The organism is Maribacter sp. C-4077, assembly GCF_055378385.1.
Map to the genome: position 1 here is coordinate 940,130 of NZ_AP038807.1, position 24,868 is coordinate 964,997.

General features: G+C 38.0%; 19 protein-coding genes. 7 read left to right on the forward strand and 12 right to left on the reverse strand.

The window, feature by feature from the left end:
- Window positions 1–9: 9 nt before the first annotated feature.
- The 3 genes from ACZ41C_RS04130 to ACZ41C_RS04140 all read right to left on the reverse strand — a co-directional run bounded on the left by ACZ41C_RS04130 (window position 10) and on the right by ACZ41C_RS04140 (window position 5,279).
- Window positions 10–3,351, reverse strand: a complete 3,342-nt coding sequence (locus ACZ41C_RS04130) for a SusC/RagA family TonB-linked outer membrane protein (RefSeq protein WP_464564536.1) — start codon at window positions 3,349–3,351, stop codon at window positions 10–12.
- A 191-nt stretch (window positions 3,352–3,542) separates the two neighbouring features.
- Window positions 3,543–4,574: a FecR family protein gene (locus tag ACZ41C_RS04135; protein WP_464564538.1), complete on the reverse strand. Its 1,032-nt coding sequence runs from the start codon at window positions 4,572–4,574 to the stop codon at window positions 3,543–3,545.
- 105 nt (window positions 4,575–4,679) lie between these two features.
- Window positions 4,680–5,279, reverse strand: coding sequence for an RNA polymerase sigma factor (locus ACZ41C_RS04140; RefSeq protein WP_154918388.1), 600 nt, complete (start codon window positions 5,277–5,279; stop codon window positions 4,680–4,682).
- Window positions 5,280–5,599: 320 nt separating this feature from the next.
- On the opposite strand from ACZ41C_RS04140, the gene ACZ41C_RS04145 reads away from it, so the two are divergent.
- The 3 genes from ACZ41C_RS04145 to ACZ41C_RS04155 are packed head-to-tail and all read left to right on the forward strand — an operon-like array spanning window position 5,600 to window position 10,179.
- Window positions 5,600–7,303 carry a sulfatase family protein gene (locus ACZ41C_RS04145; RefSeq protein WP_464564541.1) on the forward strand — a complete coding sequence of 568 codons (1,704 nt, stop codon included), beginning with the start codon at window positions 5,600–5,602 and terminating at the stop codon, window positions 7,301–7,303.
- A gap of 48 nt (window positions 7,304–7,351) precedes the next feature.
- The gene (locus ACZ41C_RS04150) at window positions 7,352–9,004 is read left to right on the forward strand and encodes a sulfatase family protein (protein ID WP_464564543.1); all 1,653 of its coding nucleotides are present in this window, start codon (window positions 7,352–7,354) and stop codon (window positions 9,002–9,004) included.
- 50 nt (window positions 9,005–9,054) lie between these two features.
- Window positions 9,055–10,179, forward strand: a complete 1,125-nt coding sequence (locus tag ACZ41C_RS04155) for a formylglycine-generating enzyme family protein (RefSeq protein WP_464564545.1) — start codon at window positions 9,055–9,057, stop codon at window positions 10,177–10,179.
- A gap of 76 nt (window positions 10,180–10,255) precedes the next feature.
- Here ACZ41C_RS04155 and ACZ41C_RS04160 read toward each other — a convergent pair whose 3' ends face one another.
- The 3 genes from ACZ41C_RS04160 to ACZ41C_RS04170 all read right to left on the reverse strand — a co-directional run bounded on the left by ACZ41C_RS04160 (window position 10,256) and on the right by ACZ41C_RS04170 (window position 16,008).
- Window positions 10,256–11,560: a phage integrase SAM-like domain-containing protein gene (locus ACZ41C_RS04160; protein WP_464564547.1), complete on the reverse strand. Its 1,305-nt coding sequence runs from the start codon at window positions 11,558–11,560 to the stop codon at window positions 10,256–10,258.
- Window positions 11,561–11,900: 340 nt separating this feature from the next.
- The gene (locus ACZ41C_RS04165) at window positions 11,901–12,632 is read right to left on the reverse strand and encodes an SOS response-associated peptidase (protein ID WP_464564549.1); all 732 of its coding nucleotides are present in this window, start codon (window positions 12,630–12,632) and stop codon (window positions 11,901–11,903) included.
- Between the two features lie 10 nt (window positions 12,633–12,642).
- Window positions 12,643–16,008 (reverse strand): WD40/YVTN/BNR-like repeat-containing protein, encoded by a 3,366-nt coding sequence (locus ACZ41C_RS04170; protein ID WP_464564551.1) that lies wholly within the window; start codon window positions 16,006–16,008, stop codon window positions 12,643–12,645.
- A 130-nt stretch (window positions 16,009–16,138) separates the two neighbouring features.
- Between ACZ41C_RS04170 and ACZ41C_RS04175 the strand changes: the two genes are divergently transcribed.
- Together ACZ41C_RS04175 and ACZ41C_RS04180 are read left to right on the forward strand one after the other, a co-directional pair.
- Window positions 16,139–16,588: a response regulator gene (locus ACZ41C_RS04175; RefSeq protein ID WP_138257237.1), complete on the forward strand. Its 450-nt coding sequence runs from the start codon at window positions 16,139–16,141 to the stop codon at window positions 16,586–16,588.
- 158 nt (window positions 16,589–16,746) lie between these two features.
- Window positions 16,747–17,184, forward strand: a complete 438-nt coding sequence (locus tag ACZ41C_RS04180) for a BLUF domain-containing protein (protein WP_138257236.1) — start codon at window positions 16,747–16,749, stop codon at window positions 17,182–17,184.
- Window positions 17,185–17,205: 21 nt separating this feature from the next.
- Here ACZ41C_RS04180 and ACZ41C_RS04185 read toward each other — a convergent pair whose 3' ends face one another.
- The 5 genes from ACZ41C_RS04185 to ACZ41C_RS04205 form a co-directional block, all read right to left on the reverse strand.
- Window positions 17,206–17,592: a hypothetical protein gene (locus ACZ41C_RS04185; RefSeq protein WP_464564554.1), complete on the reverse strand. Its 387-nt coding sequence runs from the start codon at window positions 17,590–17,592 to the stop codon at window positions 17,206–17,208.
- A 132-nt stretch (window positions 17,593–17,724) separates the two neighbouring features.
- Entirely contained in the window at window positions 17,725–18,726 is a 1,002-nt protein-coding gene (locus tag ACZ41C_RS04190; RefSeq protein WP_464564556.1) for a helix-turn-helix domain-containing protein, read from the reverse strand.
- A gap of 150 nt (window positions 18,727–18,876) precedes the next feature.
- Window positions 18,877–20,430: a sensor histidine kinase gene (locus ACZ41C_RS04195; protein WP_464564558.1), complete on the reverse strand. Its 1,554-nt coding sequence runs from the start codon at window positions 20,428–20,430 to the stop codon at window positions 18,877–18,879.
- Between the two features lie 79 nt (window positions 20,431–20,509).
- Window positions 20,510–20,950, reverse strand: a complete 441-nt coding sequence (locus ACZ41C_RS04200; RefSeq protein WP_464564561.1) for a response regulator — start codon at window positions 20,948–20,950, stop codon at window positions 20,510–20,512.
- A gap of 11 nt (window positions 20,951–20,961) precedes the next feature.
- Entirely contained in the window at window positions 20,962–21,510 is a 549-nt protein-coding gene (locus tag ACZ41C_RS04205; protein ID WP_464564563.1) for a helix-turn-helix domain-containing protein, read from the reverse strand.
- A gap of 806 nt (window positions 21,511–22,316) precedes the next feature.
- On the opposite strand from ACZ41C_RS04205, the gene ACZ41C_RS04210 reads away from it, so the two are divergent.
- Window positions 22,317–23,030, forward strand: a complete 714-nt coding sequence (locus tag ACZ41C_RS04210) for a VIT1/CCC1 transporter family protein (protein ID WP_464564565.1) — start codon at window positions 22,317–22,319, stop codon at window positions 23,028–23,030.
- A 12-nt stretch (window positions 23,031–23,042) separates the two neighbouring features.
- Here the strand turns inward: ACZ41C_RS04210 and ACZ41C_RS04215 are convergent, their stop codons facing one another.
- Window positions 23,043–23,654: an RNA polymerase sigma factor gene (locus tag ACZ41C_RS04215; RefSeq protein ID WP_464564567.1), complete on the reverse strand. Its 612-nt coding sequence runs from the start codon at window positions 23,652–23,654 to the stop codon at window positions 23,043–23,045.
- A gap of 344 nt (window positions 23,655–23,998) precedes the next feature.
- On the opposite strand from ACZ41C_RS04215, the gene ACZ41C_RS04220 reads away from it, so the two are divergent.
- The gene (locus tag ACZ41C_RS04220; RefSeq protein ID WP_464564569.1) at window positions 23,999–24,838 is read left to right on the forward strand and encodes a universal stress protein; all 840 of its coding nucleotides are present in this window, start codon (window positions 23,999–24,001) and stop codon (window positions 24,836–24,838) included.
- Window positions 24,839–24,868 lie beyond the last annotated feature (30 nt).

Genomic DNA, 24,868 nt, shown 5'->3' on the forward strand with positions numbered 1-24,868 from the left:
TATTAGACCTTAAAAGCTAGCAGACAAACCCATGAGATAAGTTCTGGCTAATGGATAACTACTGTAATCCACCCTTACATTACTACGTCCAAATGAATTTGCTTCTGGATCAAAACCTATGTAATCAGTGATAGTAAAAAGATTTTGACCTGTTAAATAAACTCGCAAGGAGCTTAGGAAATCTATAGATTCTGTTGGTACATTATAGCTAAGCTGAACGTTTTTGAGTCTTATGTAAGAAGCATCTTGAATAGTAAGAGTATTTACTTTGCTTGGGCCATAGGAATTCGGGTTAGTTGCTGATGGCCATTTTGTATCGGTATTTTGAGGCGTCCAACGATTTAAGATTGGTTCCGATAAGCGGTTTCTTCTAAAGTTTGCAGGATAAATAGATTCAATTAAATTGATGTTTATCAAATCAACTCCAGATTGACCTTGGATAAAAAAATCCAGTTGTAAATTCTTATATGAAAAAGAATTTTGAATTCCATAAGTAAAGTCCGGATAAGGATTCCCGATGATCGTTTGGTCATCCGGATTTATCACTCCATCGCCATTACGATCTTCAAATATCGGAAAGCCTGGTTCAGCAGTTGGTTGAGCAGAATTGGTAATGTCATCACCTTCTTGAAAAATCCCTGTAACTACATATCCATAGTAAGATGAAAGTGGAGATCCTCTTTGAATAATTGCCGTATTTCCCACGGATTGAATATTACCGGTTACAATACTTTCAATTCTGCCTAAATCAAGAACCTCATTTCTAATAGCGGCAAAATTCAAGGATGTACTCCATTTGAAATTATCATTTATGATGTTCGTAGAATTTAGAAGAAATTCAAATCCTTTATTTTTAACCTCTCCTACATTACTTAGGACAGAGGAATAGCCAGTAGCGCTCGGTAATGGAAGGTTAAACAACAAATCCTTCGAGCTTTTGGTAAAATAATCAATGGTTGCGCTGTAGCGTCCTCCTGAAATTCCTATATCCAAACCAACATTAAACTGTTCTGTGGTCTCCCACTTTAAATCAGGATTGGCGATACGGCTTGGTATAATTCCCACTTGTGCGGTACCATCAAATATGACTTCTGGTCCTGTACCAAATGTTAGCTGAGAAGCATAATTTCCAATTTCCTGGTTACCAGTCTGACCCCAGCTAGCCCTTAATTTTAATTGGCTGATATTATCGGGAATGAAGTCTTCTTCTTCTAATTTATAACCTACAGCAAAAGAAGGAAAATATCCCCATTTGTTATTGGCTCCAAACCTAGATGAACCATCAGCACGAACTGAGCCTGTCAAAAGAATTTTATTGAACAAATTATAATTAACACGCCCCAAATAGGAGAGAAGCGTGTTTTCTTCCTTGCCACTATTAAGATTGTCGGTATTAGTATTTCCTAAAGCAAGGTTGTTTGTAGTCAAATTATCAGTTGGAAAACCACTAATATCACCTGCAAAAAATCTAGTTGCAAATTTTTGGTAGGTTGCACCTCCAAGAATAGTAAGTGCATGATTTTTATTAAATTCCTTATTATAAGTCATTGTGTACTCGAACAAATAATTTGATCTTTCCAAAGTATTGATAGCAGCAATACCACCTGCTGCACCTCCTCGTAGAGTATTTTTATTGTTATATATATCCCTACGGGAATTTTGCCTATCAGTACCAAAATTAAATTTACCGGACAGTGCATCTGAAAAGTTATAATTTATAAATGCACTGCCAAACGTACGGTTTGTCTCGTTTAAACTGGTTATACCTCTTATTAGAGTTACAGGGTTATTTACAGTCAAATTCGAAGATTGGGAAAAAGAACCATCTGGATTAAAAATTGGCTCGGTTGGGTCATACAACAAAGAAGCGTAGATTGGTCCAGCATTTTCATTTGTGTTTAAACCATCTATACTGTTATTATCCTTGATTAAACTTGTATTAAAGTTTATCCCTATTTGTGCTCGTTCTCCAATTTTAGTGTCTAAATTTATTCTTCCAGTATATCGCTTAAGACCTGAATTTTCAACGACACCTTCTTGGTCAAAATAATTCATTGAGGCATAGTACGAAGTTTGCTCGTTGGCTCCGCTAACGGAAAGTGTATGATTGGAAATAGGAGCAGAACGAAAAACCTCATCTTGCCAATCAACCCCAACACCTATGCTTTCTATATCTTCACTTGAAAAAACCGTATTATTTCCTTGCGCTATTGATAAATCATTTATTGCACTAATGTATTCTGCAGTAGACAATACGTCCAATTTTTTTACTACACCCTGAACACCACCATAAACATCATATGTAACGTTAATCCTTCCTTGCTTTCCTTTCTTAGTAGTAATTAAAATAACCCCATTTGCACCCCGAGATCCATATATAGCGGTAGCAGATGCGTCCTTTAAAATCTCGATAGATTGTATATCTGCAGGATTAAGAGCATTTAGAGGGTTTCTAGGACTTTGATTGTCACTTACTTGGGCCACGCCTCCAGAACCCAAATTAGGGCTATTGTCAATAGGAAAGCCATCAATTACATATAGTGGTTCATTACTTGCATTCAATGAATTTGAACCCCTGATGCGTATTGCTAGTCCTCCACCGGGTTCTGAGCTCGCTTGATTAATTTGTACCCCGGCAGCCCTTCCTAACATTAGTTGGTCAACGGAAGCATTCGCTCCAGGATTTAAATCATCAGGACTAAGAGAGGCCACAGCCCCTGTTAAATCGCTTTTCTTTTGAGTTCCATAACCTACTACCACAATTTCATCTAAAGCAGCAGCACTCTCCTCAAGGGTTACATTTATTATTGATTGCCCTGATATTGCAATCTCTTTAGTCGAAAAACCAATATAGGAGAAAATTAAGGAGGCATTTTCATTATTAACATTTATACTATAATTACCATCAAAATCGGTCTGGGTTCCATTAGTGGTACCTTTTTCCACAATATTTGCTCCTGGCAGAGGAGTCCCTAAATTATCCAATATTGTACCAGAAACAGTAAAACTTTGGTCCTTAAAATCAGTTTTTAATGGTTCCATGTGAATATTTGCCAATTTATAGATTGTAACCTGTCTGTCATTGACATTAAATCCAAGGTTAAATTTTTTAAAAACCGGCTTCAGAATAGTTTGCAAAGTAGCATCCTTTTTAGCTACCGATACTTTTTCTCCCTTGGGCAATACGTCATCTTTATAAAAGAAGATATATTCACTATTTCTCTGAATTTCATTAAGTAAATATTCTAATGGAACTTCATCCACTTTAATGTCCATTCTAGTTTGGGAATAAGAATCATTTGCCATCACCGTAGTCAACCCTAACGTTAAAAGTAATACGATGGTTCTCATAACTGTTTTGATGATGTGCTTTTTGGTAATATTACCCGAATACGGAACACATCTTAAGTATTTATTCATAATTTTGTAATTCAATTAGTTAATTATTGTTAGTCGATAATTCTAATGTTTAGCCAGTAAGTGTTGGCGCGCTTACTGGTTTTTTATTTGTTTTTATTTCATTGGCATATGTTTTATTATTGTTAGTTGGTTAAAATTATTTTACCATTATCTTTAATTACCCTCATTTTAGTTGCCTCATTAAGAATATTGATGACTTTGTTTATATCATCTTTTAAGTCCAACTTACCGGAGAAGGTTTCTTTGGATAATTCTTCATCAAAAATCAGTATTTCAATATTATAGTATCGTGATAATTTTGCGACGATATAATCCAATGGTTGTCGTTTAAGGCTTAAGTAACCATCCCTCCATCCAAAATAGTCATCCACATCTACTTTGCGTCTTTCAACTATTAGGCTTTTTACGTTCAAGCTTGCAAGGGTTCCAGGTGTTATTTTGAATGATTTGGATTCATCTTCCAGATAAGTAATTTTAACACTTCCGCTTTTTAGCACGGTATTTAATTGTTCGTCTTCCAAATAAGCAGAAACATTAAAAATAGTTCCTAGTACCTCAATTTCTTGATTTTTGGAGAGTACCTTAAAGGGTTTTTCAGCATTATGCGCAACGTCAAAAATCGCCTCGCCTTCCAAATAAACTTCTCTATTTTCCCTATTAAATACCGCAGGATATATCAATTTTGAACCTGAATTAATCCATACTCGTGTTCCATCGGACAAGAGAACATCAGACTTTTTTCCATAGGGGACTATTATAGTGTTATAAATAGGTTTTTTATCAATTAAAGTTTCTTGGTTAAATGTTTTCCCTTTGCCTAAAATAACATTGGCTCCATTGGGAGAATATTGAACCGTATTGTTACTATCAATAGGAATATTCTCACCATCCCCTAGAACTACCGTTACTTCACTTTGTGTTTTAGGATCTACCCTTGGGGTTTTATTCACAAATTCTTGTAAACCTTGTTTCTGGTCATCATAACTGTAAAAAAATAATCCCATTAAAAGAGCAAGACTAGCTGCAGCGGCAAAAACGACATAATACTTTTTACGCCTATTTTCTTTTTCAAAAGCCGTTGCCGAGTTCATTATTTGTCTTCGCAAGGCCCTTCGTTCCTCATTGGTTAATATTCTACTTTTATTTGATTTCATATAGTATAGTCTGATTTATAAAACCAGATAGTAATAAATAATTTATTGTCTTATATTAATAAGAGTCTCTAAACTCTATTATATAGACATACAATTAGAAAAAAATTAAAAAAGTATTGTAAATGCCGAATTACGTAGTGTTTTTATTGTCCTATACAATAAGGTCCGGGCTGAAGAAACTGAGAGGTTGAAACATGTGGCTATTTCTTCATAAGATAAATTCTGAGTGAAACGCATTTCCAAAATATTTTTTTGATGTTCAGTTAAATTGGAAAGTTTTTTCGCTAACTTATTATTGCGCTCATTTACTATTTCTGAGGATATAATTTCGTCTTCATGAGAGGATACCAATTTTAAATCGTTGGGGAATACATTCGATTTACTCTCCCAATTAATATTGACATGTTTGACTTTTAGGGTATTTTCTTTATAAAGCCTTCTCTTATAACAAGTAATTATATATCCCTGAATATTGTTTACATCTGAAAGATTCTTATGAGTTTTATAAAAATCCAAAAACAAATCATGAATTTGATCCTTAACAATTTCACGATCTCTAATAATGTTCATACCTATGTAAAAAAGCTTGTCCACAAATAAATCATAAAGCTCGCCGAGAGCATTGATATCTCCCTTACGTAAGTCTCTCCAAGCTTCTTTCTCGGCTAGATTTTCAATATTTTCTATCTTTTCAGCCTTTTCCATTTAAAAATAGTTCAGCCTTTTGGCTATATAATTTAATGCGTATTGATATAATTATTAAATAGGTATTTTGATGCTTTATTTTTTATCACATAGTTATCAAATATACTATTTTATTGAGTATATAGTAATCAACAAGTGTTTTTGTTAATTTTTACATGTTAGATTTTTTAAAAAAAATCCAATAAATCTGAGTCTAAGAGAATTTCTTTATTCTTAATTCCCCAAAATATTTTAAATAAATTCTGAATCTTTTTTGATTTAGATGTCTATGCATTGTTCATTTTCTTCTCATTCCATTATAGACCAATAATATGGTTAGAATGAGGTTTCTTCTTTTTCTTTTGAAAAGTATTACTATACTTTTTTGCCTTGGATTTGCTGAAATGATATTAGCACAAACCAAAACAAACATTGTTTGGATTGTCTGCGAGGATATTTCACCCTTTATAGGCGCATATGGTGACCCCATAGTTAGGACACCAAACATTGACAAGCTTGCTTCTGAAGGTATTCGATTTACACATGTCTACACTACAGCTGGAGTATGTGCACCTAGTAGATCATCTATAATAACGGGCATGAATCAAATCAATATCGGTACTATGCACATGAGAACGCGCAATAGACCCGATTTAATGCCCGAGGGTGTACCAAGCCATTCCGCGGTATTACCTGTAGGAGTTAAAGCATTTCCAGAGTTTTTGAGAAAAGTGGGGTATTACACCACAAACAACGCAAAAGAGGATTATCAATTTGAAGAACCTGTAACAGTTTGGGATGAAAGTAGTGTTGCTGCATCTTACACAAACAGAGAAGGAAACCAACCATTTTTCAGTGTATTCAACTTGGCAATTTCACACGAGTCACAAATCATTTCGCCGCCCGATTCATTATACTACGATGTCGAAAAAATGAACCTGCCACTGTATTATGAAAATACCAAGATGATGCGGCATGATATGGCAGCAATGTATACCCGAATTGAACAAATGGATGATGATGTAGGTGAGGTCATTGCGAAATTAAAAGCAGACGGAGTATACGAAAATAGCTATGTATTTTTTTTTAGTGACCATGGGGGTAATTTACCTTGGATGAAAAGGGAAATTTTAGAGAGAGGTACCCATATCCCTTTCATTGTTAAATTACCAAATGGAAAAAGTGCAGGAACAACGAACAATGATTTGATAAGCTCAATTGATTTTGCCCCAACCGTATTGTCCATAGCAGGTATCAAACCTCCAGAATACTTAGAAGGTAAAGCTTTTCTTGGGGAGTATAGTACTTCCGAAAAAAATAAATATGTATTTGCAGCAAGGGACAGAATGGCTAATAAATATGATCGGGTCCGTTCAGTTTCCGATGGAACCTTTAGATATGTATATAATTTTCATCCCGAAGTCTCAAAATATCAAGATCTCGCTTACCGAAAACAAATGGGAAGCATGCAAGAAATCTTAGACCTTAGGGATTCTGGAAAAATAAATAATCCTTATTTAGAAGATTGGTTCAATACACCAAAAGAAGTTGAAGAACTGTATTATACAACCAAAGACCCTGACGAGATAAACAATCTAGCCAAAAATAAATATTATCAAAGCAAGAAGGATGAATTGAAAAAGGCTTTATTTGATTGGTTGAGCCGTATGGATGATAAAGCTCAAGTTTGTGAATCTGATATGGTTATGAACGACTGGTGGAAGGGCAAAAATAAACCACTTACAACAAAAAGTCCCAAACTGAAGAAACTAAAAGAAGGTATTCAAATTACAAACCAAGAACCTGGGGCATCAATTGGATATCGCATATTTGATGGCCAGGTAAAGGATACGGTAATAACCAAAAAAATGAAAAGTTGGGATTTCGCCTACGTAATGGGGAATGGCAATAATACAAAAGTTAAAGTTTCAAAACCTTGGAAAGTTTACTTGGGAGGTACAATACCTTTAAAAAAAGGCCAAATTCTTCAAATAAATACACAAAGAATAGGATACAACCCTTCTGAAGATTTAATTAAATTCTAATCAAACACCTTGCTTTAATTACGTTAGGTATAAAACCAGGAACAGAGAATGAAAATTGTAAAATTAGTTTTAGTGTTATTCCTTTTTGCCTCCTGCGGAGAAAAAAAGGATGTAGCTGAGGAAAGTTTAGAACCTAAAAAAAGACCTAACATAGTTTTCATCATCAGTGATGATCATGCCTATCAGGCCATCAGCGCCTATGGAGGCAGGTTGGAGCAGATAGCGCCAACACCTAATATAGACCGTATTGCGGATGAAGGGATGCTGTTCAATAGGTGCTTGGTAACGAACTCGATCTGCGGACCATCCAGAGCGGCGATACTGACCGGAAAATATAGCCACCAGAATGGATTTATAGACAACACCATAGGTTCCAAATTTGATTTTGACCAACAGACCTTCGGGGAACTTTTGCAGCAGGCTGGATATAAGACAGGTGTATTGGGGAAATTGCATTTAGGTCAAACGCCTACTAAAGGTTTTGACTATATAGACATTCTTCCGGGTCAGGGTTCCTATTACAACCCCACATTCGTTAATGAGGAAGGGCAATACCAATTGGAAGGTTATACGACGGATATCATTACCGAAAAGGCTATTGATTGGATAGATTCGGTAAAGACCCAAGAACAGCCTTTCATGTTATTTTTAGGCCATAAATCCCCTCATAGGCAATGGCAACCAGGACCTGAAGAACTTGGTATGTATGAAGGGGTTGAAATTCCAGAACCTAAAACGCTATTCGATGATTACTCCGGGAACAGGGAAATAGCAGGGATGAACTATATGTCCATTTCCGATGCCATGAAAATGGCGCAGGATTTGAAGATTACGGATGGTCCCCAAGCGGGTCTTACCGAGGAACAGCAAAGGAAATGGGATTTCATCTATAAGCCTATCAACGAGGAATTCAAAAAAGCCAACTTAAAAGGGGATGACCTTACCAGATTTAAATACCAGCGTTATATGCGAGATTATCTTGCATGTGTTGCAGGTGTGGACAAAGGGGTAGGTAATGTGCTAGATTATTTAAAAGAAGCTGGACTTGATAAGAATACCATTGTCATTTATACTTCGGATCAAGGATTTTACTTGGGAGAGCACGGTTGGTTCGATAAAAGGTGGATGTATAAGGAGTCTTTACGTACGCCTTTAATAGTTAAATGGCAAGGAGAAGTAAAACCGGGTACGGTCAATAACGATTTGGTTTCTAACCTAGATTTTGCCGAAACCTTTTTGGATATCGCCCAAACCGATATTCCAGATGATATGCAGGGTAAAAGTTTGGTACCTATATTAAAAGGAAATACGCCAAAGGATTGGAGAAAGGCACACTATTATCATTATTATGAACATCCCTCAGAACACGATGTAAGAAGACACTATGGGATAACTACGGATAAATATAAACTTATCCACTTTTATTATGACCTGGATAAATGGGAACTATATGATTTGGAGAAAGATCCTAGTGAAATGAACAATATCTATGGAAATCCAGAGTATGCCCAAATACAGGAGGGATTGCATAAGGAGCTTGAGGAGCTTCGGAGTAAATATGGGGATAATGATTCATTGAACCAGCAGTTCATTGAGGACTATAATGAACGTGTCAAGGAAAATCCGTTTATTGAATATTGGAAGTTATCTCCTGAAGAGATGAGGAAGCTATACGAGGATTATCAAAAAAGTCAGAAATAAAACGATAAGATAATTTAACCTATCTGAATAAATTATTTAAAGCTTAACTCATGCATTACTCAAGGTATAAACACAAATGTGTAACTCAAAATGTTTTAATTATCTCAACATTTGGTCTTATATTCTTTTCCTGTTCTAATAAAAAATCTGAAAAATCTGAAAATTTTACCCATAACATTGAATTAAATAACCAAGAAAATTCGGAAGCACCAGAAGGAATGGTCTGGATACCTGATGGGATTTTTGAACAAGGAGCTTTATTTGGAGATAAAATGGCAATGCAACATGAAAGACCTAGTCAGACAGTTAAAATTGATGGGTTTTTTATTGATCAAAACGAGGTGACTAATGAACAATTTTCTCAATTTGTTGAGGAAACTGGTTATATAACCATAGCAGAAAGAGAAATCGATTGGGAGGAAATTAAAAAACAACTCCCTCCTGGAGCAGTGAAACCACATGATTCAATTTTACAACCTGGATCTTTGGTGTTCAAGAAAACTAAAACTAGTGTTCCAAATTTGTTCGATTACTCACAATGGTGGGAGTGGAAAATAGGAACTAATTGGAAACATCCAAATGGACCAGATTCCAGTATAGATGGAAAAGAAAATTATCCAGTAGTTCATATCTCATATGAAGATGCTATGGCATATTGTAATTGGGCCGGCAGAAGACTACCAACAGAAGCTGAATGGGAATATGCAGCAAGGGGCGGTCAAAACGAAGCTTTATTTTATTGGGGCAATGAACTTAAAAAGCTTAACGAATATGCAAATACTTGGGAGGGCGAATTTCCTGTATCCAACTCCAAATTGGATGGTTTTGAAAGTCTGGCCCCTATTCAACAATATCCAAAAAATGATTTTGGGCTATTTGATATGGCCGGAAATGTCTGGGAATGGACGAGCGATTGGTACAATTCTAATTATTATGAAAACTTAAAGTCAACCAATCAAATAACTCTTAATCCTAAAGGCGCTGAAAGCCCCTATAATAAAAATAATCCCATAGCTCAAGAAAAAGTGATTAAAGGAGGTTCTTTTTTATGCAGTGAATCATATTGTGCAAGCTACCGTATTTCTGCCAGAATGGCTACAAGTATCGATTCTTCCATGGAACACTTAGGGTTCAGAACGGTTGTTACTAGAGATATGTTAGATTCTCAAAATTGAATGAACTAAACATTACAAAATAAATGGAAAATTGAGTCATTTCAATATATCCTACATTCAAAAAAAATTCATTTCATTATGAGTTCAGAACGGCATCCAACGCATCATCTGCATCTTTGTGAATAAAATTGGCTTGATACATTATGGTTGTTTTTAAATCGCTATGACGATATAATTTTTGCAACATTAGAGGAGAAATGGTATCGCCAGCAATGTTTCCAAAAGAATGGCGAGCAATATGATTAGAAAGGTTCTTGGTTATATTGCATTTTTTAGCAAGTTGTTTAAGATATTTATTAAGAACAGCGATTCCATTACGTGTCTTTACAAATATGTCCCTTTTGCTTTTTTGGTCCGCATGCTTTAAATAAGGAAGAATGTAATCATCCTGAGAGCGTTGAGATGGTCTATAAAAATTCAATATTCCTTCGGCATGTTCGGGTATTTTTAGACTTAAGGGCTTTTCATTCTTGTTCATCGTATAATAGAGTCGGCCATCCATTAAATCCGACCATTTCATTTGAAGTACATCAGATATACGGATCCCGGCAAAATAGAACGAGAATAACCAAACATTACGAGTGTGCCAAATGGGACTATCTTTCTTCAATGATACCTTTTCAATTCGTTCAATTTCCTCCCTGGTCAAACCAATTTTCTGGGTAGGTTTGATTCGTATTCGTTCCTTCTCTCCAGCAAATGGATAGTGTTTAGCTTCTACAATTCCCTCCTTAATTGCAGCATTAAAAAGTGTACGTATATAAATAAGGTGGTTTGTAACAGTCCGGGTCTTATGTTCCAAATAAGAAATACAGAATACCTTGAAATTACTTAAAAAGGCTTCTGTTATGTCTTCAAAATACAAAGAATTATCTCTACTAAACTCCTCCTTAACATGCTCAAGGAAATTATAGCCAAATTTACGAGAGCTTCCAACTCTAATTCGTCGCCTTTCCTTAATACCATTAATTACCAATTCTCTTTCTTCAAAACGATTCCACTTTAAAAACTCGTGTACATTGATTAACATAGAAAGTTCCCCTTTACATGTAGAAAATTTCCCTGCCTGATATCTATTGGTAACCCTTTCTGCTCCAAACTGGAAAAAAGAGACAGTACGACCTTTATGTTTTGCTTTATTCTTTATTTGTTTACTAGAAATATACTCTTTGGAAGCATCGGCTTCCAAAGCAATACTATCTACCTCTGTCAATTTTTTTAGTAAATAATTGTTCAGTCTTGCCGAATTTATATGGGACTTTTTGACCCTGCCCAAAACATTATCCCAATCCTTTTCCAAAATATATTTTCCAGTAAAAATGTATCTCGTTTTTCTATTCTGGGTAATTCGAATGGCTAAGTACCGTCCTTTTTTGATCATGTTTCCAAAGAACTATCTTTATTGAAGCCATTTTAGGTGGAAATATTGCTTAAGTAACTACAATGTAAAAATTTTACCTAAAACATTTTGAGGGTTTTTATGATTTTTACTGATTCTTTAAAAAAGTTAAGTAACTGATTATTAGACATATGAATACATATGAAATCATATAAAACCAGTTCTTCTTTGGCTCATAACCCGAAGGTCACTGGTTCGAGTCCAGTTCCCGCTACTAGCAAACAAAGGGCTTTCAAGAGATTGAGGGCCCTTTTTTTATATAATCTTTATCCAAGTCCAAAACTGGACGAGAGCTTTATCCTGAATGCTGTCAAAGTGTTTATTAATATACTATCTCCAATTCCGCATAGGAAACTGGCGAAGTAATATCCGGTCTTTGTCCCAAATTGCCCCTATAGATGTCCTTGCTGATCGGCCAAGTCTCCAATTCCTCATCGGGTAGATCATCCTCGATCACGTTTATAATTTCTGCCTCTTTCAAGTTGGGGTCCAGCCAAACCTCAATATCCATTTCCTGTAAAATTACCGGTCGCCTGTTTTTTTTATTGTGGATTTTTTGGAACAATGGGGTCGCGCTTTTTGTAAGTATGGAGAATGTAACTGTGCCGTCGGAGATGGTAGTGTAAATCCCCGCCAGACTGAGCGGGCTATCGTCTTTTCGCTTAAAATAAAAAGGGATTTTAAAATTATTTCTTGCGGTGTGGGGTTCAAAAAATCCCTTTAGCGGTACAATACATTTCTTGAAGCCTTTGTAATTGGCGGAGTTGAAAAGTTTTTCTGATTTCGCGTTCAGCCCAGACCCATATTTTATCGTATCCTTATAATATTCTTGCGGTTCTACATGGAACTTGTAATGGGGTATGATTCCCCATAGGGCATTGGTTAATATGTTCGGGTTTTCCTCCGTAATGATCCAGGACCGATTGTGCGCGAATCCATTGTTAAAATAACGGTTGTATTCATTTTCAGGTTCGGCATACACATAGTTGTGATCCAAACGGTAATAGGTCTCTACCAATTTTACATCGCCAAACTCTTCCGTTGAAAAACACATCGTCCAAGACTTATAACTTTCTATTGGGTGTATAGGGTGCCTTTAATTCCTCCAAGGTTTTTTCAAAAGCTTCCATGGAACTATTTAATTCCTTCAAGGCTTGTTTGAAGGTATTGAACTCTTTTGAAGCGATTTCAATGTTCGTCACTTGTGTTTTGGTAGGTTCCTGTGTCGTTTCCCAATGAGCCCCTGCTACCTGTCCTACCCTAGATCTAATGGAAGGAGGCGTGGGCTCGTCCAAGGATTGTTTTACGGGATTGCCATATAAAGCCTTTCGTAGGGAACTTATCTCAAGCCCTAACTCCTTCAACTGATTGAAATGGGTCTCCTTGGCCAAAGGGGTCTTCAGCAAGGCTTCCTTCATGTGCCTGATCTGATTACCGTATTCACCCAATTTTTCGCCCGCATTATAAATTTGTCTGGAAAGCTCCGCCGTTCTATCCTGAAAAAGCTGAATGTCCCCATGTGCCATATTTTCCCTTTCATTGTGTACGGGTACCACCTTAAAGCTTTCCGGTGTTCCCTGGGGTTGCAATTCCCCGTCAAACAACACATACATTTGAACGCTGTAAGTGCCCGGTGAAACCAAAGGACCTTGGTCCTCTCCCGCCCAAGGCGGCCTAAAATCCGGAACGGACAAATCTATGGGGTTGGGCGCCGAACGCCTCAAATCCCACGTGGTACGTTGTAGCCCTTTACCGGACTTGCCTTGCAACCATCGTACAGGTTCTTGGTTTTGGTCCGATATCAAAAAGAGCACCTTGGCATCTTCCTGTCCCTTTTCTTCTTCCAGGGCTTCCCAGCCTGGAAAGGGAACCGACATATTCTTCGACCTCAGCTCCTTTTCCTTTTCGCTTCGTAAGGTCTTGCCCGTTTTTGGCACATCTTTTATCCAGTAAGAGAATGTGGCACCAAAAGGCGGATTGTCCGTGGCAAAGCTTGTGGATCCCAAAGTGGGCATGCCCTTGGCCTGCATAGGGACATTTGGTACGTACCACCACGCATCCCGTACCGGGAATAGTTGATTGTTTTTATCCGATATTTTTTTACCCAATCCCCGTAACGGGGTGTAATCGTCCAGTACAAAAAATCCCCTTCCAAAGGACGCTCCCACCAAGTCGTTGTCCCTTGGGTGCAATTCGATGTCCCGAAACGGAATCGTGGGCACTCCTGATTTTAAGGGAATCCAATTTGTCCCTTTATTCGGGGAGAAATAAATGCCATATTCCGTGCCAATGAACAATAGGTTTGAATCGACATAGTCTTGCTTTATAACCCATACGATGGTCTCCTTGGGCAGGTCGCCCACTATGGAAGTCCACGAACGGCCACGGTCCGTACTCATGAACAAATACGGGGTGTAATTCCCTATTTTATGGACATCCGCGCTAACGAACACAACATTTGGATCATGAGCGGATGCTTCGATATCGTTTATAAAGGAAAGCTCAGGAACTTTGGGCAAGGCCCCACTTTTCCGCCAGGTCTGGCCTCCATCCTCGCTTACATAGATCAATCCGTCATCGGAACCCGTATACAATAAACCTTCCTGTTTAGGAGATTCTGCAATAGAGGTCAAAGTGGCATATTTGGACATGGCTCCCGTGTCATACAGGGCATCCACGCTCCAGACCCTGCCCATCATATCCAATTCATAACGTACTCGATTGGTCGTTAAATCATCGCTTATCGGTTGCCAGGAATCTCCCTTATCGTCACTACGCCACAATCGTTGCGAGCCGTAATATATCCTGTTGTTATTGTGGGGGCTGATCAATAACGGACTGTCCCAGTTCCATCTGTCGGCCATACCATCGGTTGACTGGGGCTGAATATCCATTCCCTCCTCCGTTTTCCTATCATGCCGATACAAATTGCCTTCCTGGATTTCCATATAGACGGTATTGGGATCCGTGGGGTCGAACGCATTGTCGTAACCATCCGCGCCCAAAGGCACATACCAATCCTGATTGCGAACGCCCTCAGTATTCATCGTCCGGGAGGGGCCGATCAAGGTGCCTAGATCCTGCGCGCCTCCCACTATATTGTAAAAAGGACGGGCATTATCCAAGGAAAGCTTGTAAAACTGTGAAATGGGCAGGTTTGGAAAATGCCGCCATGTACTGCCCTCATCAAAAGTTTCGTAAAGTCCGCCATCTGTTCCTGCGAGCAAATGCCTGCCATTGTTCGGGTCGATCCAAAGAGCGTGATTATCGCTATGCTTTTCACGACCTGTGCCCAAAACCTTAAAGCTTTTGCCGCCATCCCGGGTTACCCTAATGAAGACATCCATTTGATAGATCAAATCGGGATTCGTTGGTGACGCCTCGATCTCCTGATAGTAATGTGGTCCCGTTCCTCCGGATATATAATCGTTGCGTTTTTCCCAACTTTCTCCTTTATCGGCCGAGCTGTAAAATCCCTTTTCGGCAGCATCCGCTTCAATGGTAGCATATACCAGATTTGGATTTGCGTGTGTAACTGCCAATCCTATTTTGCCCATATCCCCTTTGGGCAGCCCTGTGGTCTTTTGGGTCCAGGTGTCACCGTTGTCAGTGGATTTATAGATTCCTGATTTTGGTCCACCGGATAGCAGGGCCCAGATGTGCCTTCTTCGTTGGTAGGCCGCGGCATAGACAACATCTGGATTTTCCGGGTCGAACTCAATATCGGTAACACCCGTATGCTCGTCAATTTTAAGGACCTGGTTCCAAGTCTGTCCGCCATCGGTGGTTTTAAAGACACCGCGGTCCCCGCCCGAAGACCACAATGGGCCTTCAGCGGCCACCAATACCACATTGCTGTTTCTGGGATCCACCAATATTTTACCTACATGCTCGGAATTTTCCAGACCCATGGATGTCCAGGTGGCACCTCCATCGTTCGATTTATAGATACCATCTCCCCAGCCTACATGTCTGCCGCTTACGTTCTCACCGGTTCCTACCCAAACAGTCTGGGAGTTGTTGGGGTCAATGGTCACGCAGCCTATGGAATAGGAGGACTGATCTTCAAAAACGGGATGCCAGGTTATTCCGTTATTTTGCGTTTTCCACACACCGCCGGACCCCACGGCAACATACCAGATACTTGGATCCTTTTGGCTTACGGCAATATCCGCAATTCTTCCACCCATAAGTGCCGGACCAATAGCACGGAACTCCAAGCCATTTAGGTCCTTGGCAATACCCGAAAAATTGGGGTTTTGGGAATGGATAAGGTTAACATTGATAAGCAATAAAAAAAGGAGCGCTTTAACGGAGTTTTTGATATACATGGTTGAACCTTTAGTATGTTTGGAATGATATGGAGTTCTAAAGTAAAAATAACGAACCCTGATCAAACATTTGGGTGCCTCCAAACAATTTTTGGACATATTTTTAGGACCGATGGATTTCCTATAGAAAAAACATAATTCTTTTTGAGTTAGTAATTAAACGTATTGCTGTACCTAGGAATTCTATTCGATGATATCTTGCACCCAATCAAAAACTAGGAATGCATAAATGAGCCAGACCATACAAAGAATCTATTTGGCGGACGATGATAGTGACGACAGAGCATTTTTTTCCGATGCCTTAGGTGAAATTCCTATTGCCACTACAATTGAGGAGTTTAGTAACGGGGTAGACCTCATGTCCTTTTTATTGAACAGTGAGCACCAAAAACCCGATGCCATTTTCTTGGATTTAAAAATGCCCATGATGGACGGATTCGAATGCCTGGCCGACATTCGGGATTTAGAGTCGTTCTCGAATATTCCAGTAATCATTTACTCCACCTCTTTTCATGAAAAAGATGTAGAAAGACTAAAAAAAATGGGAGCTACCCTTTATTTAAAGAAACCCTCTTCATTCAATCAATTGAAGACCTTACTGCATAAATGTCTTTCTCATTTAGCTCAAATGTCCAAAGGTACGACCAAAATTGAACCTCAATTTCTAATTTCAATTTAGATTGTTTTAAAGTTTTCTCTTGTAGGATTGAGATAAAGAGAAAATCTTATTTGTTCAATGAACACATTCGTTCAATTTTTGGGTCAATAAAAACTTCCGAAATACGTACGTTCCTACCCAAATTTATATTACTTTGGGCGTCAAAATCCATTGGCTAAATGCACGAACTAACCTACACTTCCCAGGCAAAAAAGAATGTTTCTCTTAAAGACCTGAACGATATTCTTAAAACCGCCAATGAATTCAACAAAACCCACTCCATAACCGGTTGTTTGGTATACCACAACGGACTTTTTGTACAGACGCTGCACGGGGCGAAAAAAGGAATTTTTGACCTCTTGAAAAAAATTCAAGGGGACGAAAGACATACCAATGTAAATCTTGTATGGGAAGGTCCCGCAGAAAAAGAAGTATTCAAAGGGTGGCACATGGCCTTCTTCTCACCTAAAACTTCCGGTAAAACTTCTGAAAGTCTGATAGATTTTGAAAGGAACCTTATAACGCTTTCTACATTTTATAAGGCAGATTCAGCATCGGTACGGATATTTTGGTCCATTGTGAAGGATTTATGTTTGAACGAGGCACAAACACACTAATCAACTACACAAGATTAGTAATTAGACCGCTTTCCTAAAAAAGGACAAGCCTTCATCGGTTATTTTGATACCTATATAGGACATGGCCGTTTTTAAAGTTTCCACTTCCCTTTCCGCATTGTCGTTCAAAACTCCCAAAGAGCTTATTATCAAGGAATTCAATTGTCCTCTTGCCCTACCATTCAAATCTTGGTTCTCTTCAATATAAATGGCATCCCTTAATTTTATGTTTTTTGAAATAGCCTCATCTATCTGTAATATAAGATCTTTAATCTCATCGATAGGGTTCTTCGACAGGATTAAATCGAACTGTGTGCGGATACTTTTCTTCCATAAATTCAAGAGTTGTAATCTGGACTCAATATCCTTTTTAACCTCAACGAAGAGGCCGGCTTTTTTATGCTGCATTGATTCGCTCATCATTTGATAATTTAATTCAAAGTTATCAGTCCTTTTACCTGTTCATTATCCCAAAAGTTTGAAATAATTGTCCATATAGATTTAAACCAAAACACATTGTTTCAATCCTTCTAAAAAAAATTAGGCCGAGAGCTTGGTGCCACGCGCTTTCGTCAAATACACTTTAGGAGAACACTTAAAGCGTTTGTTAAATATTTTCGAGAAATAGCTACGACTGGAAAAACCAATGGTGTAAACAATTTCGGAGACGTTAAGGTCCGTTTCCTGAATTAATTTTTCAGCTAAATCCAAACGTTGGTTCTTAATGCAACTTGCCACTGTTGAGCCTGTAAACACCTTGAAACCAGATTGCAATTTTGCTGCGGACAATCCGTACTTTCTAACAAAATATTCTATAGAGTAAGGAAACTCCGGCTTTGTCCTGATTTCCGCAATGGCATCCTCTACGCGCAACATCTCTCGCTTCGTTAATGTGGAATCATGTAAGGATTTTTTAGAATTATCACTTTTATAATGTAGAATCTCCAATGCCAAAGTAAAGTGAACTAGCCCTTCAATCAATAATTTTCGGACCACACCAGTTTGGGAAATTGACTTTATTTGAAGCAAGTGCTCCTTAATCTTTAGATTGACCGTTCCAACATATTCATATTTTTTGTTCTTTAAAAATTGGGAAAAAAGCTGATTTTTTAATTTTTCGGTTTTCTCCACTGAAGTTTCGGAAGTAAAATCATCAGAAACTTGAATAACTGAAAAATGGACCTTCTTTCCAGGTTCCAATTCGATATTCACTTCCTCTTCCATACCCCCAAGAATTACCGTCCTTAAAGAATCCACCTCAATGGAAGACTTACTCGCAGGTAACTTTAGGGTAAAATTTCCTTCTAGGCAATAAATGAAAAACAAACCGCGTGTGGAAGGGTTTTTCAGGTTTAAATTGACTGTTTCCATAGTCTTTAAATCGAATTGGCTATACCCTATACCTGATTCCAGCTCCACGGACTGGACGCGTCCTGTTCCTTTATGGTTATCGAACATTAATATACGTTCCGTATCGAATATCGAAATACTTCCTCCTAGACTATTATTAAGCTGATTTAATTTTGCGTGTGTAGTGTTCATGGTTGACTGATTTAAGATTTTAAAAAGTGATGTTAGAATCACCTATTATTTTGAATCCCAAAAATCTTGATTAACCGATGATTTATGTTATAACATTTTCAGTTTTTGTTATAACATTTCATTCCGTTATCACTTAAATGGGGAATGGCGCTATTTAGATAACGAGGGCAAATAAACCGTGAATACGGCTCCTTCGGTATTCTTGCTGGTCGCCGTAATTATTCCATTGTGCGCTTCCACGATTTTTTTGCAAATGGCCAATCCAAGTCCGGTACCTGAATATTCATTTTTACCGTGCAGCCTTTGAAAAATCTCAAAAATCCTTTCCCCGTATTGGTCATCAAAGCCAATACCGTTGTCAATAAATTCCAACTTGTGATAGGTTCCTGCTGTAAGCTTGGGGATTTGGTTTAAGGCGTCAACCGTTATGCTGCTGTGCTTAATGGCAACCACTGGAACGGTTTCTGCTGCCATGTATTTTAAGGAATTTCCAATAAGATTTGAGAAAAGTTGTTCCATCTGAAATTGAACCCCATTAATTTCCGGAAGTTTATCCGCCTTGATGGAGGCATTTGTTTCACAGATCCGTTCGCCCAAATCTTCCAACACATCGTTTAAGATTTCGTTAAGGTCGATTTTTGCGGGCTTGTCCTCCACATCCTCTATTCTGGAGTAGGACAATAAATTGGAAATCAAATTTCGCATTCGCTCCGTTGAAGAAGTTATCTTTTCAAGATAATTTTGAGATCTGGGCCCCATCCTTTCCCTTTCTTCCACATTCAATCTACTAATGAACATCTGAATTTTTCGCAGGGGCTCCTGTAAATCATGGCTTGCAATACGGTTAAAGGCCTCCAAGTCAGAATTTATCTTTTTCAATTCGGCATTTTTGGCTTGCAAAAGGGATTCGTGTTCTATCTGTCTGGTGACATCCTTAAAAACACCTACCATGTACCAATTATTTTGGGTTGGATAATACTCCCCGATCGTATTGATATATTTTACCTCCCTTGTTCTGGTTTTGACCTTAAAGGTTATATCGATCCTTTCCTTGGTTTCCTGCGTTTTTGCTATGATCGACCTGACCCATATCATATCCTTTTCATGCACAAATTTCAATATGGTATCCAGGGTTGGATTCGCAGCAAAAGGAGCGTCGTAACCCAAAAGTTTATAGACGTTCTCGGAAAGGGACAACGTGCCATTGGTTAAATCCCATCGAAAACTGCCCGTGCTTGCAACATATTCAGCTTTTAGGAGCAACTTATTCTGTATCTCCAATTGCCGCTCGTATTCCTTTTCTTTGGTAATATCCTTTAAAAAATTGACCACCCCATTCTCTAGTTTAACCAGCCTAGCACTGAACCATACCGCCAAACTTCCAAAGACAAATTTGGCCGTATAATTGATAGTTTCCCCAGTGGAATAGCATTTTTTGGCCCTGTCAAAAACGCCGTTTTCCATAACCTGTTGGTCATAATCCAACCATCGCAAACCAATCATTTCATTGACTTTCAAGTCTGTGATTTCCTCTATACGGTTGTTGACATACTTAATGGTAAAATCCTCTATATCACCCCTATCATTGAAAAGTGGTTCTAAGTAGGCAATAACATTATTGCTACGATCCAAGATTTTCTCCCTAAATAAGTTGGACAGTTCCAACTCTGAAATTCGGTTCCTCAGTTCAATTCTGTCCGGCATATCATTGGGAAATTTATTGGGTAACTTGTAATTTGTCCATCTAAAAGAATTCTCAAGGACACCTATTAAATATGGGTTTTTAAATTCTTAATAGAAAGTTTTCCTTCTTAAAATCATCCATATGATAGGCCCAATTCATTTTTATCACTTGGGCCAGGGATTTCTTCAAGTCCTCAAAACTGGAAGGTTTTTTGATGTAGATATTGGCACCGTTCAGAAATGTGCGTTCAATATCCTTGTCAGACGACGAAGTGGAATAAATTGCAATGGGCAAATCCTTCAGCAACGGATTCTTTCGAATTTCGGTCAAACACTCAAATCCGTTCATTATCGGCATGTTAAGGTCTAGGAAAATTAGATTGGGTAAATTCTTCATTTGCTGCCTTAAGTAATCCAAGCAACTTTTCCCGTTGTCCAATTGCTCTAATTGGGTATTTAAGTCAACTCCTACCAAGGCATCGGCAAAAAACTCCCTGTCGTCCTCATCATCGTCTACCAGCAAAATTTTCATTTTATTCATACAATTTTCCGTTAAATGGTGTTTATAGTGTTATTTCTTATTTTCAAATATTGTGTTGTCGTCAAACCGGTAACCTTCTTGAATTGGCCGGATAAATGAGGTACACTGCTAAAATTTAGGCTAAAAGCAATATCGGACAATGTTTTATCTTCTTGCATTAATAGATCCTTCACTTTTTCAATGCGGATCAACACATAAAAATTTTCAATCGTAGTAAAGGTTTTCGACGTAAAATGGTTGGATAGGTATGAATAACTATAACCCAATTCTTCCGAAAGCATTTTGGATATAGAAATATTCCTATCATAATCCCCTCGAACATATTTTTTTATAAGGGCCTTTATTTGATCCAGTAATGACAATGTATTGCCGGCATTGATCTTTATTCCATAGGGGGCCAAACCCTTGGAAAGTGCCTGCATCTCCTTTTCCTCGATTTCCCCAGATAGTATAATCGAATCTTCATGAATTCGTTCAACTGGGATATCCATGGAATCCATGGTCCTTTTTACCACTTCCATGACAACTTTTTCAACTTCATAAGTGAACTCAAATTTCACGTTTCCAATTCAAATTAGATAAACCTCTAAAATATTTACATTCCATAAATCCGAATAACAAAATACAGTTTTTCTTTAACGATTTTTGGCAACGGGCGAACTTTACATCCCACTTTGTAAGCTCTAAATATATACGCCTTATAAATGTACCTCGGATTACAACTGACTTTGATTAACAATTCTTTAGGAATTGAGATTAGAATCCATAATTTTATATAAAAGATTACATTTCAATCAATTATAGCTTATTCTCATTAATAAAATTGCATTTAGCCCCAAGCTGATTTTAAAAATCAAAATCTGTCAAAGAAGTAATTGAACTGATTTCCAAAATCCGAAAGTACTCGATTTAAAGGATGAAAATTATAGTTAAGTATTTTTGATGATAGCCTACGGCGGGCCACAGGAGGTATTTCAAAAAGCGATCGAATTAAAAAAATTTTCCTTTCATGAGACGATTATTACAGACCAAAACTCATAATTTAAGAGCTATCTTGGGGGCTTGACGGAAAATTTGGCAAACAAACATTCCAAATATGCTTTATCTCCATTGGCACTAGCTGCATATATCAATAGAATGCAGATTGTGAGTCTATTATTGAAATATGGTGCGTCCTACCTGACAAAAATGAAAAAAGGATAAAGCCCACAAAATTTGGCAGAAAGGGAAGGGTATGATAAAATCTATGAATGTCTCTCGAAAGAATTAATTGACCGGAAGCAATCGGGCCACCACAATAAATTTTATACTTTTAATTGATAGGAATTAAGTAACGACCAAAACCTTCATTTTAAATAAAATAACCATGTCCGAACCTAACGAATTAGATAATTACTTGGACAACCACTATATACACCGTAGCAATTGGTTACGAGCGGCAGTTTTGGGAGCCAATGACGGCATTCTTTCTACAGCCAGTATTGCTATTGGCGTAGCTGCGGCCAGTGAAATAAGGGAACCAGTGGTTTTGGCAACATTGGCGGGCCTAGTTGCCGGGGCTTTATCAATGGCAGCCGGCGAATACGTCTCCGTAAGTTCACAAACCGATGTGGAAAAAGCGGATATAAAAAGGGAAAAAGAGGAATTAGAGGAAATGCCTAATTTGGAACTAAAGCGCTTGGCACAAATCTATGAGGAAAGGGGTTTAAAGAGAGAAACTGCCCTAACGGTAGCCAAGGAACTCACGGCACATGATGCCTTGGGAGCCCATATTCGTGACGAATTGGGAATCAACGATATTAGTGCAGCCAATCCTTTACAGGCAGCCATGGCATCAGGCGCCGCATTCACCATAGGTGGGATACTTCCATTCTTAGTTACACTTTTTCTACCCTTGGAAAACATGGAGTATTACTTGTATGGATTTGCCATTTTTTTCCTGGTGCTTTTGGGGGCCATGGCGGCAAAAGCAGGTGGTTCAAGCATCCTAAATGCGGTTGCCCGGGTAACCTTTTGGGGTACCATAGCCATGGGGTTGACCGCCTTGGTAGGACATTTTTTTGGGGTTAGCGTCGCCTAAATCTTGTATTGCTTAGTTGCTATCGATTAAAAAACGCTTAACGAAACTTTTTTTCAATAATCCTCTGGCGCTGGACAAAAGGTTTTCTGTTTCCTCCAAGGTGGTATTCCTCATATCTGCAATTTCATCTGGTGTGAAACCTTGATCTGTGTATAATTCAAATACGCACCTCATGGGCAAGGACATTTTACCCAATACCATATCCATATGCCTTTCAACCCGCTCCTTGTCCAAACTTTCATCCAGTTTTTGCGCAAGGCCCTTTTCCTCTTCGGTTATAAAGACATGGTCCAATGAATAGTTGGTCCTGTCCAAGGAACTATCGTCCAACTCTTCCAATAGAACCAAATCACCATCACCATCGGTACTAAAATCTTCCTCCATGGCATCCCACTCCTTTTTGGAATAGGTGTCAATGTTTTCAAAAAATATGTGATCAAATTCCTCTTCGGTCAAACGATCATCTAACAGGTCATCTACTTTTTTAAAAAGAAAAGGGCGAAGGCCATATTCATTTTTCACAAGTTCCCAATTGTCATAAACTTCAATAAACAATTGGTCCGTAAAGTCATTGGGATCGAACATTCCCTTATTTAATTTACCGGCACGTATTGCGTTCTTCAACCTTATAGCAACATAATTTTTAACCTGTGGCATCAAACGCAATAATTCCTTATTGAAAGCCTCCCGGTTTTCTTGGTTTTAAAAATCAACCAGATTATTATAGGTCTCCTGAACCATCCAAAGTATGGTACCCATAATTGCTTTGTTTTCTTTTGTTCTATTCATGGCTTAACTGTTTTATTCATTGAATGTACGTTGATATGAAAACAAAAAACATGATTTATATCATTAAAAATCAAATATTTAAAGCGTGTCTTATGAAGGTGCCTATGTATATCGCATGATAAATGTCATACTTTTAAAAATGGGAAACCATTAATTTTAAAGGTGTTAAATCAAGAGCAATGAAAAACATTCTTATCCCGACCGATTTTTCTGATAGTGCCGAAAATGCCATCACTTTTGCATTAGACCTATTCAAATGCGACCGCACCAATTTTTATTTGATGCATGCGTATGCCGATGAGCTCTACGCAATGAGCCCCGATTCAGAGGGAATTGATTTTAAGAAGAAAAAGTTCCATGAAGCTTCGGAAAAAAAGCTTGGGGAAATAATTTCAAAGAATATAAAAGAAAAACATAATCCAAGGCATCGTTTTGAGTCTATTTCCGTATTCGAATCTCTCGTAGACGGTGTTAACGACTTTGTCAACTTAAAGAACATTGACTTGGTATTAATGGGAACCAAAGGGCAAACAGCTGACAAGAACATCACTTTTGGAAGCCATACCGTTCAGGTCTTTAAATATGTAAAGTGCCCGGTTTTGGCCATTCCTAGTGATTATACATTTTCACAGCCAAAAAAGATATTGTTCCCATCAGATTATATGGTTCCCTATAAACGAAGGGAACTAAAACTATTGGATACTTTGGCCGGCCGATTTAAGTCCGAAGTCCATTCGCTCTACATTTCGGATTTTGAGGATTTGAGCCATAGGCAAAGGGACAATCAGTTGTTCCTCAAGGGATCACTGCCCAAGGCCAAACTAAGCTTTATTAGAATGGAAGTGAAGAACAGGGGAATCGCCATAATGGACTACGCCCATGAACACAAAATGGATATGCTGGTCATGGTAAATTCCAGACATTCTTTTTTGGAGGATATGCTCTACCGCTCCACCGTGGACCAAATTGCCCTAAACCCGGTAATTCCGTTTTTGGTATTGCAGAACTTACCTCGTTAATCATAATATTTTAGCCATGAAACCCTCATT